13 protein-coding genes are annotated in these 13,860 nt (G+C 73.1%); 6 read left to right on the top strand and 7 right to left on the bottom strand.

Translation table 11 applies throughout. The features are described 5' to 3' along the window. Window positions 1-186 precede the first annotated feature (186 nt). Both ACZ6YG_RS12880 and ACZ6YG_RS12875 read left to right on the top strand, forming a co-directional pair. On the top strand, window positions 187-798 hold the full coding sequence (locus ACZ6YG_RS12880; RefSeq protein WP_466018168.1) for a lysophospholipid acyltransferase family protein: 612 nt from the start codon (window positions 187-189) through the stop codon (window positions 796-798). 75 nt (window positions 799-873) lie between these two features. Then, the gene (locus ACZ6YG_RS12875; RefSeq protein WP_466018063.1) at window positions 874-2,460 is read left to right on the top strand and encodes a penicillin-binding transpeptidase domain-containing protein; all 1,587 of its coding nucleotides are present in this window, start codon (window positions 874-876) and stop codon (window positions 2,458-2,460) included. A gap of 39 nt (window positions 2,461-2,499) precedes the next feature. Here the strand turns inward: ACZ6YG_RS12875 and ACZ6YG_RS12870 are convergent, their stop codons facing one another. Continuing rightward, the gene (locus ACZ6YG_RS12870; protein WP_466018062.1) at window positions 2,500-2,766 is read right to left on the bottom strand and encodes a DUF3040 domain-containing protein; all 267 of its coding nucleotides are present in this window, start codon (window positions 2,764-2,766) and stop codon (window positions 2,500-2,502) included. Between the two features lie 133 nt (window positions 2,767-2,899). Here ACZ6YG_RS12870 and ACZ6YG_RS12865 point away from each other — a divergent pair, with 133 nt between their 5' ends. Beyond that, window positions 2,900-3,922: an Rv2578c family radical SAM protein gene (locus ACZ6YG_RS12865; protein ID WP_466018061.1), complete on the top strand. Its 1,023-nt coding sequence runs from the start codon at window positions 2,900-2,902 to the stop codon at window positions 3,920-3,922. Window positions 3,923-4,433: 511 nt separating this feature from the next. Next, window positions 4,434-5,720 (top strand): glycosyltransferase family 4 protein, encoded by a 1,287-nt coding sequence (locus tag ACZ6YG_RS12860; RefSeq protein ID WP_148031929.1) that lies wholly within the window; start codon window positions 4,434-4,436, stop codon window positions 5,718-5,720. On the opposite strand, the gene ACZ6YG_RS12855 is transcribed toward ACZ6YG_RS12860, so the two are convergent. The 4 genes from ACZ6YG_RS12855 to ACZ6YG_RS12840 all read right to left on the bottom strand — a co-directional run bounded on the left by ACZ6YG_RS12855 (window position 5,680) and on the right by ACZ6YG_RS12840 (window position 9,324). After that, on the bottom strand, window positions 5,680-6,588 hold the full coding sequence (locus ACZ6YG_RS12855) for a S1C family serine protease (protein WP_219544429.1): 909 nt from the start codon (window positions 6,586-6,588) through the stop codon (window positions 5,680-5,682). The two genes, ACZ6YG_RS12860 and ACZ6YG_RS12855, sit on opposite strands and share 41 nt — an antisense overlap. A 65-nt stretch (window positions 6,589-6,653) precedes the next feature. Next, complete coding sequence (locus tag ACZ6YG_RS12850; RefSeq protein ID WP_148031931.1) at window positions 6,654-7,118, bottom strand: hypothetical protein; 465 nt, start codon at window positions 7,116-7,118, stop codon at window positions 6,654-6,656. Continuing rightward, window positions 7,057-7,716, bottom strand: coding sequence for an RNA polymerase sigma factor (locus ACZ6YG_RS12845; RefSeq protein ID WP_148031932.1), 660 nt, complete (start codon window positions 7,714-7,716; stop codon window positions 7,057-7,059). Before ACZ6YG_RS12845 ends, ACZ6YG_RS12850 begins: the two co-directional genes overlap by 62 nt. Window positions 7,717-8,046: 330 nt before the next feature. Next, entirely contained in the window at window positions 8,047-9,324 is a 1,278-nt protein-coding gene (locus ACZ6YG_RS12840; RefSeq protein ID WP_466018060.1) for a S8 family peptidase, read from the bottom strand. Window positions 9,325-9,431: 107 nt separating this feature from the next. Here ACZ6YG_RS12840 and ACZ6YG_RS12835 point away from each other — a divergent pair, with 107 nt between their 5' ends. Continuing rightward, window positions 9,432-12,293 carry a CHAT domain-containing protein gene (locus ACZ6YG_RS12835; RefSeq protein ID WP_466018059.1) on the top strand — a complete coding sequence of 954 codons (2,862 nt, stop codon included), beginning with the start codon at window positions 9,432-9,434 and terminating at the stop codon, window positions 12,291-12,293. Between the two features lie 17 nt (window positions 12,294-12,310). On the opposite strand, the gene crcB is transcribed toward ACZ6YG_RS12835, so the two are convergent. Together crcB and ACZ6YG_RS12825 are read right to left on the bottom strand one after the other, a co-directional pair. Continuing rightward, window positions 12,311-12,670, bottom strand: coding sequence for a fluoride efflux transporter CrcB (gene crcB, locus ACZ6YG_RS12830; protein ID WP_148031935.1), 360 nt, complete (start codon window positions 12,668-12,670; stop codon window positions 12,311-12,313). Further along, on the bottom strand, window positions 12,667-13,062 hold the full coding sequence (locus ACZ6YG_RS12825; protein ID WP_261808586.1) for a fluoride efflux transporter FluC: 396 nt from the start codon (window positions 13,060-13,062) through the stop codon (window positions 12,667-12,669). The genes crcB and ACZ6YG_RS12825 overlap by 4 nt, the downstream gene beginning before the upstream one ends. Window positions 13,063-13,137: 75 nt before the next feature. Between ACZ6YG_RS12825 and ACZ6YG_RS12820 the strand changes: the two genes are divergently transcribed. Beyond that, window positions 13,138-13,854 carry an HNH endonuclease family protein gene (locus ACZ6YG_RS12820; RefSeq protein ID WP_466018058.1) on the top strand — a complete coding sequence of 239 codons (717 nt, stop codon included), beginning with the start codon at window positions 13,138-13,140 and terminating at the stop codon, window positions 13,852-13,854. Window positions 13,855-13,860: the final 6 nt, after the last annotated feature.

The raw sequence follows: 13,860 nt of genomic DNA, 5'->3' as shown, positions 1-13,860 counted from the left end.
GGAGCCGTGTTGTGCATCTCGCCGAGGAGGCGACCGCCACATCGGCCTTAACGCGTCCTCGTGCCCCGTCCCCGGACGGGGCACGACGCGTTTAGGGTGAGTGGCCGGACCGACACGATCGCCTCCTGGAGCGCCAAGTTGCTTTATCACGTGGTCAAGTTCGCCGCGGTGCCGCTCACCCACGCCATGTGCAGGCCGCGCCTGTCGGGCGCGGCGCACGTGCCGCGGACCGGCCCGGCCATCCTGGCGGCCAACCATCTGTCGGTGATCGACTCGTTCCTGCTGCCCGCGCTGCTCCCCCGGCACGTCACGTTCGCCGCGAAGAACGAGTACTTCTCCGGCAACCCCGTCTCCAGCTGGTTCATGCGGCTGGGTGGCAGCCTGCCGACCGACCGTGAGAGCGCCAGGGCCGCGCAGGAGATGCTCGACGCCGCCGCCGGGCTGCTGGAGCGCGGCGAGCTGTTCGGCATCCACCCGGAGGGCACCCGCTCCCCCGACGGCCGCCTCTACCGCGGCAAGGTCGGCGTCGCCTGGCTGGCGCTCAAGACCGGCGCCCCCGTGCTTCCCGTGGCGCTCAGCGGCACCGACAAGGTGATGCCGTTCGGCGCCAGGGTGCCCCGCCCGGCCACCGTCGGCATCCGGATCGGCGAGCCGCTGCGGTTCGACGGCGACCATCGCGACGCCCGGGAGCGGCGCCGCGTGACCGACGAGGTCATGGCCGCCATCCAGCGGCTTTCCGGGCAGGAGTACGTCCCGGAGTACGCGTCCGGTCACAAGCCGTCCCATGGCACGTCGTGATGCCGCCCCGCTAAGCTCGGTCCCCTGTCGACGGTCAGGGGGCTGACAGTGGCGCGTACGCGCACCATCGTGATCGTGTCCGTCGCCACCGTGGTGGCGGTGGGGGCCGCCGCCGGTGGCGCCTACTACGTGCTGCACACCCGCGGCACACCCGCCGAGACGGCGCAGCGCTTCGCCGCCGCGTGGCAGTCCGGCGACCAGGCGCGGATGAGCGCCGAGCTGGCCGTGCCGCGCGAGCTCGGCCTCTACGGCCGGCTCCGCGAGGGCCTCGGCGTCGAGTCCACCAAGGTGACGCTGGGGCAGCCGCGCGAGAGCGACAACCGCGCCACCGTCCCCTACACCGCCACCCACCGGCTGAAGAACCTCGGCGACTGGACGTACGAGGGAGAGCTCGCGCTCAAGGTGGCCGACCGCCACTGGAAGGTCGACTGGGCCCCCGCCACGGTGCATCCGAAGCTGACCTCGGAGGCGGAGTTCACGCTCAAGGCGAAGTGGCCCGAGCGGGCCAAGATCGTCGACGCTGACGGCAACCGCATCGACACCGGCGAGGTCGGCGGCTCGGTCCAGCAGCTCGTCGGCTTCCTCGACAAGGCCACGAAGGACGACGTGCGGCGGCTCGGCTCCGCCTACAAGACCGGGCAGGCGGTCGGGCGGGGCGGGCTGCAGCAGACGTTCGAGAAGCGGCTCGCCGGCACGCCGACGACCGAGATCAGGGCGGGCGAGACCACCCTGGAGACGATCGAGGGCGAGGACGGCGAGTCCCTGACCACCTCGCTCGACCCCCAGGTGCAGGACGCCGCCGTCACCGCGGTCAAGGACCTCGACAAGCCCGCCTCGCTGGTGGCGATCAGGCCCGGCACGGGAGAGATCCTGGGCGTGGTCAACAACCGGGGCGGGTTCAACCGGGCTGTCGACGGCCGCTACCCGCCGGGCTCGACGTTCAAGGCGGTCACCGCGGCCGGGCTGCTGGCCGCGGGGCTGAAGCCGGGCGACACCGTGACCTGCCCGAAGTACGTGACCGTGGGCGGGCTGCGCATCCGCAACTCCGAGGAGGCCGCGTACGGCAAGGTGTCGTTCTCCGACTCGTTCGCCTACTCGTGCAACACCTCGTTCGCGCCGCTGGCCAAGCAGCGGCTCGGCGCCGACCAGCTGCTGAAGACCGCCGAGCTGGTCGGCTTCAACACAGCGCCGGCCATCGGCCTGCCCGCCACCGAGCCCAGCTTCCCCAGGGCAGAGTCCGACGCCGAGCTGGCGGCCGAGTCCTTCGGCCAGGGCCGCATCACCGCCAGCCCGCTGTCGATGGCGTCCGTGGCCGCGGCTCTCGCCGACGGCACCTGGCGGCCGCCCACGCTGGTGCCGGAGGCGGAGCAGAAGGTCAAGCCCCGCCCGCTGCCCGACGGGGTGACGGATGACCTGCACGCGATGATGGCGGCCGTCGTCACCAAGGGCACCGCCAAGGCCGCCGGCCTGCCCGCCGGCACCCACGGCAAGACGGGGACCGCCGAGTACGGCACGGGGCCCGAGCTCGACTCCCACGCGTGGTTCATCGGGTTCAGGGACGACGTGGCGTTCGCGGTGGTGGTCGAGGGCGGTGGCGGCGGCGGCAAGGTCGCCGCGCCGGTGGCCGCCGACTTCCTGCGCGCCCTGCCGTCCTCCCGCTGACCCCGGCCCATTCGGGCGAGGCCCGCGGGGCGGATGGGGTCAGGCGGTGGTCAGGGCGAGGGCGGCCGAGGCCCCCTCGCGCAGGACGAGGATCAGGAGCGTGGCGACGAGCGTGGCGATCAGGAACCAGCTGATCACGATGATGACGGTCGAGCGGCTGGGCGCGTGCCCGCCCGCCGACCTCTCCTCACTGCGGCGCGCGCGCTCGTTGAACGACTCCAGCCGTGCGACGAGTCGCGGATCGTCGTCGACGAGGTGCTGCTCGATCTGGGCCAGCATCCGCTCTTCGTCCTGCGACCAGGCCATGGGTGCACCTCCGGAACGCAAGCTCTGTGCCGCGTTCCTGCCCAACTATGAAGATCATTAGCCGTGGGCCGACCTGCCAATTGCGATCTCTTTTGGTTTGCGATCACTGTCGAACCTCTGTTCTAATCATGGCATGCGCTGGGACAACCTGCGTCTGACCGACGCCGGGCCGGACGATCCGGCCGCGCCGCTGTTCGCCCGCGGCGCGGTGGCCCGCACCTTCGACACCCCCGGCTTCCGGGGCATGACCTTCTACGAGATCCAGGCGCGTTCGATCATCAACCGGGTGCCGGCGGCCAGCCGGGTGCCGTTCGACTACACGATCAACCCTTACCGCGGTTGCGGCCACCGGTGCGTCTACTGTTTCGCGCGCAAGACCCACGAGTATCTCGACCTCGACGCGGGGGCCGACTTCGACTCGAAGATCGTGGTGAAGGTCAACGCCGCCGAGCTGGTCCGCAAGGAGCTCGCCGCGCCGCGCTGGCGCGGGCAGCACATCGCGATGGGCACCAACGTCGACTGCTACCAGCGCGCCGAGGGCCGCTACGAGCTGATGCGCGGCATCCTGGCGGCGCTGCGCGACGCGGCCAACCCATTCTCGGTCCTCACCAAGGGCACGCTGATCCTGCGCGACCTCGACCTGCTCACCGAGGCGGCCGACCGCGCCGACGTGGGCGCGAGCTTCTCGGTCGGCTTCCTCGACCCCGACGTGTGGCGCTCGGTCGAGCCGGGCACCCCCGACCCGCGCCGCCGCCTGGAGGCGTGCGCGACGCTCAACGCCCACGGCATCGGCTGCGGTGTCCTGATGGCCCCGGTGCTGCCCTACCTCACCGACTCCCCCGCCCAGCTGGAGCGGACGGTCAGGGAGATCGCCGCCGCCGGCGCCACCCATCTCACCCCCATCGTGCTGCACCTGCGCCCCGGCGCCCGGCAGTGGTGGCTGGCCTGGCTCTCCCGCGAGCACCCGCGCCTCGTGCCGCGCTATCTGGAGCTGTACGGTCGCGGCGCCTACGCGCCCAAGGCCTACCAGGAACGCGTCACGACCCAGATCAGGGAGCTCGCCACCCGCTTCGGCATCGGCCGCGCCACTCCGGCCAGGGCCCGCCGCCTCCCGCCGCCGCCACCGCCTTCTCCCCAGCAGCTCACCCTGCTGTGACCCCTGGGCAGCGGGATGGGTGGGGCCTGAGCTTTTCGCGTTCTGGACTCGTACCAAATTGATGGTATGTCGCGTTTTGGTGGAGTAGGGGTATTACGGGGTTAGTGCGTTATATGAGGCGCACTGTCCGTACAGGGGGGACACCATGTCTGACATGAAGAAGAAACCCAGCGCGAAGTCCGGCAAGGCGAAGAAGCAGGCCCTCAAGGCGAACCGGCAGGACAAGGAGATGAAGAAGGAGGCCGCGAAGCCTGAAGAGGCGTAACGACTGGGCACTGGCGAGGCAGCCGGGCCGTCCACATCCCGGCTGCCCTGTCAGATTCGTCTGAAAAGTGTTGACTTCGCAAGCAACGTTATCCCGCCATATGGCGTCTAAAGATCATAGAAGTGGATAGCGCCACGGGGATGAACGGCGCAAACCACTCGAACTCGGTAAGGGCCGACGGGGGGCGACTCCTACCGCCGGCCTCGCCGATCCATCACGTTGTCAACCGGCGGGGGGACGTTCCAGGTGCGGACATGGGCGCGTAAGGGCAAGTCAGCGGCGGCCCGGGTGTACAGGGGTTACAACCGGCGCAGGGCGCGCAAGGCGCCCCCACCGTCGACGCGGGAGATCAAGATCCTCCTGCTCCACGCCAACGGCATGGGCGGCACCATCAGGACCGTCTTCAACCTCGCCGGCCAGCTGGCCGAACGGCACGACGTGGAGATCGTGTCGATCCTGCGGGAGGACGAGGAGCCGTTCTTCCCGCTGGACCCGCGGGTGCGGGTGCGCTATCTGGACGACCGGCTGACGCCCGGCTCCGACCCGGTGCGGGCCATGCTGTCGAAGCTGCCGAGCAGGCTGATCCCGCAGGACGAGACCGCCTACCACCGGTTCACCCTGTGGACGGACCTGAAGCTGGCCCGGTTCATCCGCTCGGTCGGCACGGGCGTGCTCATGGCGACCAGGCCGGGGCTCAACCTGGCGGTGGCCCAGTTAGCTCAGCCCAGCGTGATCACGATCGGGCAGGAGCACGTGGCGCTCAAGGTCAAGGACCAAGGGCTGCAGGAGCTGATCAAGTGGCGCTACCGCCGCCTGGACGCGCTCGTCACGCTCACCAAGGCCGATCTGAGCGACTACCGGGCCGCGCTGCCCAAGCCGCCGAAGAAGCTGGTGCGCATCCCGAACGCGGTCCCGCCGATGAACGGCGACCTCGCCAAGGGCGACGCCAAGGTGGCGGTCGCGATGGGCAGGATGACCAAGCTGAAGGGGTTCCACCGGCTGATCAAGGCCTGGGAACAGGTGGCGGCCGCGCACCCCGACTGGACGCTGCGCATCTTCGGCGCCGGCCCGCAGGAGGACAACCTGCGCGAGCAGATCGCCGAGGCCGGCCTGGAGGGCAAGGTGGAGCTGCCCGGCAAGACCGCCGACATCGGCGCCGAGCTGGAGAAGGCGTCCATCCACGTGATGAGCTCCCGCCACGAGGGCTTCTCGCTGACGATCCTGGAGGCGATGGCCAAGGGGGTCGCGATCGTCTCGTTCAACAGCCCGCACGGCCCCAAGGAGATGATCACCGACGGGGTCGACGGACTGCTGGTCAAGCCTCGCACCGAAGACAACCTGGCGGCCGCCATCATGCGGGTGATCGAGGACGAGCCGCTCCGCCGCCACCTGGCCGCCGGCGGCCTGGAGACCGCCAAGCGCTACGACATCGCCGCCATCGGCGCCCAGTGGGAGGAGCTGATGGACGACCTGCTGGCCCGGCGCACCCGCGTCAGGCTTCCGGCCCCGACAGCTCCACCGGTTCGGCGATGACGTCGACCAGCGCGCCGTTGCGGTAGACGGTGATCGGCAGCGGCCGCCCGATCGCGTCGGCGAACATCAGCCGCTGCAGGCTCTGCGCGTCGCCCACCGGGTTGCGGCCCGCGCTGAGCACCAGATCGCCGGCGCGCAGCCCGGCCCGGCCGGCGGGCGAGCCGGCGATCACCTCCACCACGCGCAGCGCGCCGTCCTGGCCGGTGCGCCGCCGCAGCGCCTCGGGCAGCGGCGCCGGCGAGGTGACCAGCCCCAGGAACGCCCGCCGCACCCGCCCGTCGCGGATGAGCGCGGCGACGATGGCCCGCGTGGTGGCGTTGACCGGCACGGCCAGCCCCACGCCCACGCCGGCCACGGCGGTGTTCACGCCGACCACCCGCGCCCGGGAGTCGGCCAGCGCGCCGCCGGAGTTGCCGGGGTTGAGCGCCGCGTCGGTCTGGATCACGTCCTCGATGAGCCGTACGGCCGAGCCGCTGCGGGCGGGCAGCGACCGGCCCAGCCCCGACACCACGCCCGCCGTCACCGATCCGGTGAGCCCGAGCGGGTTGCCGACGGCGACCACGAGCTGGCCGACGACGAGCTCGTCGGCCTGACCGAGCTCGGCGGGCTCGGGAGCGGGCACCCCGGAGCGGATCACGGCCAGGTCGGACAGCGGGTCGCGGCCGATCACGGTGAACGGGCCGGAACTGCCGTCGGCGTAGGCCACGGTGCCGGACCGGGCGGAGCCGACCACGTGCGCGTTCGTCAGCAGGAACCCGTCGCGGGTGAACACCACGGCGGAGCCGCTCCCCCGCCCGGCGCGGACACTGGCGACCTTGGGCAGCAGCTCGGCCGCCACGGAGGAGACGATCTGCGAGTAGGAGTCCACGGGGAGCCTCCCGACATGACGGCCGGCGATGTGATTACATCATTACCCATCACGTCAAGCTACGCTCAAAGGGCGATCCAGTCGGTCACCACGTTGGTGCCGCTGCTGGGGCTGCACTGCAGCCGGAACGCCTGCGACGGCGCGGGCCTGAACACGAAGCAGCCCGACTCGTCGATCGCCGACTCCACCACCGCGCCGGTGACCAGGTGCGTGTAGGCGGTGCCCGGCCGGGCCGGGACCACCTGCCCCATCAGCGCCTCCCTGCCGACCTCCAGCTCGATCGTGACCTCGCCGGTGGCGAAGATGAGCGCCCGCAGCGGCACGTGCTCCGCGCCCCGCGTCGGCGACAGCTCCTCCCGCTCCGCCGCCGAGTCGTAGGTCAGCGACGCCAGTTCGGCGTCGACGTCGTGCCAGGTGAAGATCGCCTTTCCGGCCGCCACGAACTCGGGCGGCACCTCCCGGGCCGCCTCATCGGCCCGTCTGAGCGCGGCGAGCAACCTGTCTTCGTCCTTCCACCACGGCGTGGCCATGCCTCTCGCCCTCTTCCTGCGTCTCACGTTCGGACCTGATCAGGGCGGCCACCGCCGGAGAGCGGCGCAGCTTGGCCAGGCACCGCGCCCGCGTCGGCCCGATCGCGCCGACGGGCATCGACAGCTTGTCGCTGATCTCCGCGTACGAGGCGGGCGGCACCCGCATCAGCATGGCCAGCAGCTCCCTGCAGCGCGCTTCGAGCTGCCGGAAACCGGCCATGAGCGCCGCGTTCCGCTCCGCGTCGAGCAGATCCTGATCCAGCGCCGCCGCCCGCTCGTCCACCAGCGCCTCCTGGTCGACCTGCTGGCTGAGCCGCTGCTGCCGTTCGGCGCCGTGAGCGAGCCTGAGGCACTCGCGCCGGGTGGCGGTGGCCAGCCAGCCGGGCAGCGCCGCGGGCTCACGCAGCCTCGGCAGCTGTTCGACCAGTGACAGCCACACCGTCTGGCCCACGTCGTCGGCGTCGGCCCGGCTCAGCCGGAAAGCCTTGCAGATCGACCAGACCAGGGGCGCGTAACGTTCGACGATCTCGTCCCACGCGTCCTTCTCACCGGCCCTCGCCCTCATCACCAGGGCGACGACCGATGGATCGTCTCGCATGTCCGTGTGCTCCTTTCCGGGCCCGGCCCACCCCGTCAGGGTGAACGCGAATGCGCGGTGCGTCCAGGCGTGACGCTGCAACGGACGATGCGAGCAGTAAAGGGGCATGACGTCTCTTCGCTACTCGGTGACGGCGGTCACCCTGACGGAGCGGCCGGACCGCGCTCTGATACACCGGCCGCTCCTGGAGAAAAATCACCCGTATCAAATCGGGACCACCGGACTCCTACAGGCGTAAGCACCCGCCCGCCAGGCGAGGGGCGGACACCGGGAGCACCGGCGCGGGCACAGGGGCCCCGCGACCGGTGATCCGCGGGCCGGAGCGCGCCATCAGGCCTGCCCGCACGGGAACAACGCCCTGCCCACTCCCTGCAGATCCTGCGCCGAGGCGAGCACGGCCGCCCTGGCGTCCTGCGCCGACTCCCCCGTACGCGCCATCCGGTCCGCGATCAGCCCCGCGACCAGCGGCGCCGCGAACGAGGTGCCGTCCCAGCGGGCCATGCCGGCGAAGTTCTGCACGGCCGGCCGCTTCGGCGGCTCCTGGTAGGTGTACTCCCCGGTGGCGTAGGCGTTGACGTGACCCTCGCCGAGCGCGTACACGTCCACCCACGGACCGTAGTTGCTGAACCAGGCGCGGTGCGTCTGGTCGGGTCCGAGCGCGCCGACCGACACGGCCCAGTCGTAGGCGGCCGGGTAGAACGGCCGGTCGGTTGCGTCGTTGCCGGCCGCGGCGACCAGCACGACGTCCGGATGGTCCTGCTGGAACAGCTCGAACCCGATCGACGACCAGTTGTCGCGGGTGTACGTGCCGGCCGAGAGGTTGATCACGTCGGGCACCGGCGACTGGGCCACCAGGTCCTCCAGCTTGCCGACCATCACGTCCTCCAGCTCGGCGCCGGAGGTGGAGAAGTGGTCGGCGACGGACACGCGCGCCGTGGGCGCCTGGCACTTGGCCACCCCGGCCACGAACGTGCCGTGCCCGCGGAAGGCGGGGATGATCGGCAGCCCGCTGATCGGCGAGGGCGGGCCCAGCGGCTCGGGGTCGCCGCTGACGCCGCCCAGCCAGGGGTACACGGCCGGGTCGAGCTGCAGCCAGCCGGTGTCGCACACGCCGATGGTCACCTCCCGCACCTCCTCGCCGGCCTCGCACGGCGGCGGCCACGGCACCCCCGGATCACCCGGCGGCACCTCGGGCTCGGTGCCGGGACACAGCCGGGAGATGTGCATGACGTGCACCGGCGAGGCGATGGGCGCGCGCTCCCGCGTGGCCTCGCTCGCGTGGCCGGGCCGCCGGTCGAGCGGGCGCGCGCCGGTGCCGAGCCGCTGCTCGATGCGGGCCAGCGCCTCGGGTACGGTCATCGTGCCGCCCTCGATCCCCTCCAGCGACAGCACCGACAGCTCGCCCCGGCCGCGCCGGTCGAGCTGCCTCAGCCCGGGCGGCAGCGCCTCGGCGATCCGCCCGACGTCCCCGCGTCGTGCCAGCAGACGGCCCGCCTCATAGAGGTAGTCGACCTCCCCGGCCGGCGTGTAGGCCACCGTCACCTCGATCCCCCGTGAGGCGAAGGCGTCCTTGATGATCCGGAACTGAGCGTCGAACACCGCGTCCATGTATGGCCTCTCCCCAGGCGTCGCATAGGTGGCTCTGGCGGTCGGTTTCCCCCTCCTATATCGGCGCGGGCTTGCGGGTGATACACGTGATCCTCCAGAGTCGAAGAATGCCGGCGGATTCCGAACTCCCCCGAACGGACGCGGCCGGTCTGCCGCCGCTGGCCCTGTCGCGCCCGCACGAGGCTCTCGGCAAGGCCCGTGACCTGCTCGCCACCGGGCCGCCGCCGCTGGAGGCGTCCTTCGCCCGCCAGGCCGTCGGGATCGTGCTGCGCGAGTTCGGCGACATCGAGGCGGCGGTGCGGGAGCTGGAGACGGCCCGCCGGTTGGCCCGCCGGTCCGGGTCGGCCGAGCGGGAGGCCGACGTGCGGGCGACGCTGGGCGTCGCGCTCGCCTTCGCGGGCCGTACGACCGCCGCGCGCAACACCCTCAACGCGGCCGTCCGCCAGTCCACCGGCCATCTGCGCGGGCGCATCCTGCTGCGCCGGGGCGGCGTGCTGGCCACCCTGGGCCACCACCGCGACGCCCTGGCCGACCTGAACAGCGCCGTCACCGCGCTGCGGGCGGCCGGCGACCCGATCTGGGAGGCGCGGGCCCGCACCGAGCGCGCCACCTGCGACCTCGCGCTCGGCGGCCTGAGCAGGGCCGCTACCGACCTGAGCAGGGCGGAGGAGCTGTTCAACGCGAACGGCCAGGAGCTGGAGTCGGCCGACGCGATCGTGCACCGCGGCGTGCTCGCGCTGCGCATCGGCGACCTGCCCGCCGCGCTCCACTGCTTCGACCAGGCCGCCGAACGGTTCGGCAAGCTCGGGCTCCCTGACCCCACGCTGTCCGTCCAGCGCTGCGCGGCCCTGCTCGCCGCCGGCCTGCCCCGGGACGCGCTGGACGAGGCGCACACCGCGCTGGACCAGCTCGAACGCAGCCACGGCCAGGCCACCAAGAAGGCCGAACTGGAGCTGGCCGCCGCGGGCTGCGCCCTGGCCGCCGGACAGAGCGACGCCGCGCTGCGCCACGCCACCCGCGCCGCGGACCTCTTCGACCACCAGCGCCGCCGCTGGTGGCGCGCACACGCCCGCCTGGTCAAACTACGCGCCCAGGTAGCCGCGACACCCCCCACCGCCGACCCCCGACGGTCAGCCGCCAGTACGGAGCGGCACCACGCGGCCGACGCGGAGCCGCGACGCGGAGCCCGCACGAACCCGCAACGCGTAGCTGGCACAGAGCTGCAACGCGCGGCCGGCGCGGACCCGCACCGCACGGCAGATCACCGGCCAGCGGGCGCGGACACGCACCGCGCGACCGATCACCACCCAGCCGTCACAGACCCGCGACGCGGAGGCGAGGGGGACGGGGTGGAGTTGTTGCGGGAGGCCGCGCGGTGCGCTCGTGAGCTGGCCGCGTTGTCCTCGCCCGATGTGCCGCTGGCTCATCTGATCGCCGGGCGGCTGGCGCTCGCGTTAGGGCGCACCGCCGTGGCGCGCACGCATCTGGCCGCCGCCGCGCGCGGGCGCCGCCACGGCCCGGCGCTGTCGCGGGCCGTCGCCTGGCTGGCCGAGGCGCTGCGCGCCGAGGCCGAGCACGACCCGGCCCGGCTGATGCGGGCCTGCAGACGCGGCCTGGACGTGCTCGACCAGCACCGGGCCACACTCGGCTCCAGCGAGCTGCGCGCCCAAGCCAGCGCCCACGGCGCCGAGCTGGCCGCGCTCGGCCAGCGCCACGCCCTGCGGCTGGACCGTCCCCGCCTACTGCTGGCCTGGAGCGAACGCTGGCGGGCCACCGCGCTCGCCGTCCCCTCCGTACGACCGCCCGACGACGAGCGTCTGCAGGCCGACCTGGCCGCGATCCGCGCCGTCACCGACCGGCTGGCGCAGGCCCGCGCCCAAGGGCTGCCCACCGCGCACCTCGCGGCCGAGCAGCTGCGGCTGGAGCGCGCCGCGCGCTCCCGCGCCCTGCACGCCCCCGGCCAGGACGCGGACGCCACGACCGGCTGCGACGTGCCGGCGTTGCTCGCCGAGCTGGGCGCGGACCGTCTGCTGGAGCTGGTCGACGTGGACGGCCGGCTGCACGTGCTGGTCTGCGGCTCCGGCACGGTGCGCCGCTTCCCCGCGGGGGACACCGAGGAGGCCGCGCGCCACATCGACCTCGCCCGCTTCGGCCTGTCCAGGCTGGCGCACGGCCGATCCACCCTCAGCCCGGCCGCCCTGCTCGCCCAGGTGGAGAAGAGCGGCCGCGCGCTGCAGGAGGCGCTGCTCGGCGCCGCCGCGCACCACCTCGGCGACGGCGAGGTGGTGATCGTCCCGCCGGGCCGGCTGCACGCGGTGCCCTGGGCCCTGCTGCCGGCCCTGCGCGAGCGCACGGTGAGCGTCGCCCCCTCGGCGGGCACCTGGCTGCGCGCCCGCCGCGCCGGCTCGCCCTCCACCGGCCGGGTGGTGCTGGTACGCGGTCCCGGCCTGCGCTCAGACGGCGCCGAGATACGCCACATCGCCCCCGAGTACCCCGGCCGGGTCGTGCTCGGCGACGGAACGGCCACCGTGGCCGGGATCCTGCGCGCGATGGACGGCGCCCGGCTGGCCCACGTGGCCGCGCACGGCACCTTCCGCGCCGACAGCCCGCTCTTCTCCGCCCTGAGGGTGGACGACGGGCCGCTGACCGTCTACGACCTGGAGCGGCTGCGGCGCGCGCCCCGCCAGGTGGTGCTGTCGAGCTGCGACTCCGGGCTGACCGCGCCCACCGGCGCCGACGAGCTGCTCGGCCTGGCCAGCTCCCTCATCCAGCTCGGCACGACCGGCATCGTCGCCAGCGTGGTCCTGGTCAACGACAACGCCGCGGTGCCGCTCATGGTGGAGCTGCACCGCCGGCTCTCGCGGGGCGCCTGCCTGCCGGCCGCGCTGTGCGAGGCCCGCCGCGCGGCGGCCACCGACCCGGTCGCCACCGCCACCGGCTGGTCCTTCGTCGCCCTCGGCGCCTGCTGACCCGCCCGGCGCGCCGCTCAGCCCAGGGTGCGGGCGAGCAGCACGCCGCCCGCCGCCGCCGCCAGCCCCAGGGCCACGCTCGCCACCGCGTTGGCCACCGCGTGCCGCCCCGCACCCCGCTCGGCCAGCCGCACGGTCTCGTAGCCCAGCGTCGAGTACGTGGTCAGCGCCCCGCAGAACCCGGTGCCCAGCAGCGCCGTCCAGCCGGGACCCACCGGCAGCGCCGCCAGGAACCCCAGCAGCGCCGACCCGGCCACGTTGACCAGCAAGGTCCCCCAGGGGAACATCGAGCCCTGCCTCGCCCGTACCGCCTGATCGACCGCGTAGCGCAGCGGCGCGCCCACGGCGGCGCCGAGCACCACCAGCAGAGCCGTCATCGCCGCACCAGCGCCCGCGTGATCCTCATGCCCGCCCAGGTCGCCGCCACGGCGGCCACCATCGTCCCCGCCAGATAGGCCGCCGCCACCGCCGTCGTCCCGGCCGCCAGCAGGCCGTGCGCCTGCACCGCGTACGTGGAGAACGTGGTGAACCCGCCCAGCACCCCGGTCCCCAGGAACGGCCGCGCCAGCCGATGCGCGACCCGCCCTTCCGAAACCACCACCATGAGCACCCCGATCAGCGCGCACCCGGCCGCGTTCACCCCGAACGTCGCCCACGGGAACCCGCCCGGCGCCGCGGGCAGCAGCTCTTCGACGGCGAGGCGCGCCAGCGCCCCGGTCGCGCCGCCCGCCGCGATCGCAGCGACATACTCCTTGCCCAACAGCCTCACACTCCTCACCGTGTCGGAACGCGCCGGCGTGGGAACCTCTCCAGAGAAGTCCGACGCAGCACCACGGAGCCCTGTTTGAGTGTCAAGGACGCCGTCGCCATCTTCGCCGGAGCGGTCATCGTCGTCGCCCTCGCCAACGGCACGGACACCACGGCCCCCGCCACCGCGGCCAGCCCGCTCGGCAACACCAGCGGAACTCTACCCGGCCTCGCGCCCATCACCTCCCACCAGGACAAGGACCGCGCCCGCGCCATCATCGCCAGGCTGAAGGTCAAGGGCCGCGGCCCCAGCACCGGCTATCACCGCGGACGCTACGGCGAGAACTGGGCCGACACCGCCACCGGCGTGCCCTACGCGCGCAACGGCTGCCGCACCCGCGACGACCTGCTGGCCCGCGACGGCCGCAACGTCCGCTACCGCGAGGGGTCCACCTGCGAGGTGATCGCCATGGACCTGGACGACCCGTACACCGGCCAGCGTATCGGCTGGTCCAAGAGGGACGCGGGCGCGGTCCAGGTCGACCACGTGGTGCCGCTCGCCTACGCCTGGCGGATGGGCGCCTCACGGTGGGGCGGAGGCAAGCGCGTCGACTTCGCCAACGACCCGCTCAACCTGCTGCCGGTCAAGGGCGCCGCCAACGAGCAGAAGGACGCCTCAGGACCGGCGAGCTGGCTGCCGCCGCAGCGCCGCGTGCGCTGCGCGTACGTGACGCGCTTCGCCCAGGTGGCCGTCAAGTACGCCGTGCCCGTCACCCGCGCCGACAAGAAGGCGATGCTCGCCCAGTGTCGCTGAGGGGGC

Source organism: Nonomuraea sp. NPDC054003 (genome assembly GCF_055585125.1).
This window is presented reverse-complemented; position numbering and strand designations above follow the sequence as displayed.

Coding starts and splice junctions, on each gene's coding strand:
- ACZ6YG_RS12880 (WP_466018168.1), top strand. CDS start 187: ATGTGCAGGCCGCGCCTGTCGGGCGCGGCGCACGTGCCGCGGACCGGC.
- ACZ6YG_RS12870 (WP_466018062.1), bottom strand. CDS start 2,766: ATGGCCTGGTCGCAGGACGAAGAGCGGATGCTGGCCCAGATCGAGCAG.
- ACZ6YG_RS12865 (WP_466018061.1), top strand. CDS start 2,900: ATGCGCTGGGACAACCTGCGTCTGACCGACGCCGGGCCGGACGATCCG.
- ACZ6YG_RS12850 (WP_148031931.1), bottom strand. CDS start 7,118: ATGGCCACGCCGTGGTGGAAGGACGAAGACAGGTTGCTCGCCGCGCTC.
- ACZ6YG_RS12845 (WP_148031932.1), bottom strand. CDS start 7,716: ATGCGAGACGATCCATCGGTCGTCGCCCTGGTGATGAGGGCGAGGGCC.
- ACZ6YG_RS12840 (WP_466018060.1), bottom strand. CDS start 9,324: ATGGACGCGGTGTTCGACGCTCAGTTCCGGATCATCAAGGACGCCTTC.
- ACZ6YG_RS12835 (WP_466018059.1), top strand. CDS start 9,432: ATGCCGGCGGATTCCGAACTCCCCCGAACGGACGCGGCCGGTCTGCCG.
- crcB (WP_148031935.1), bottom strand. CDS start 12,670: ATGACGGCTCTGCTGGTGGTGCTCGGCGCCGCCGTGGGCGCGCCGCTG.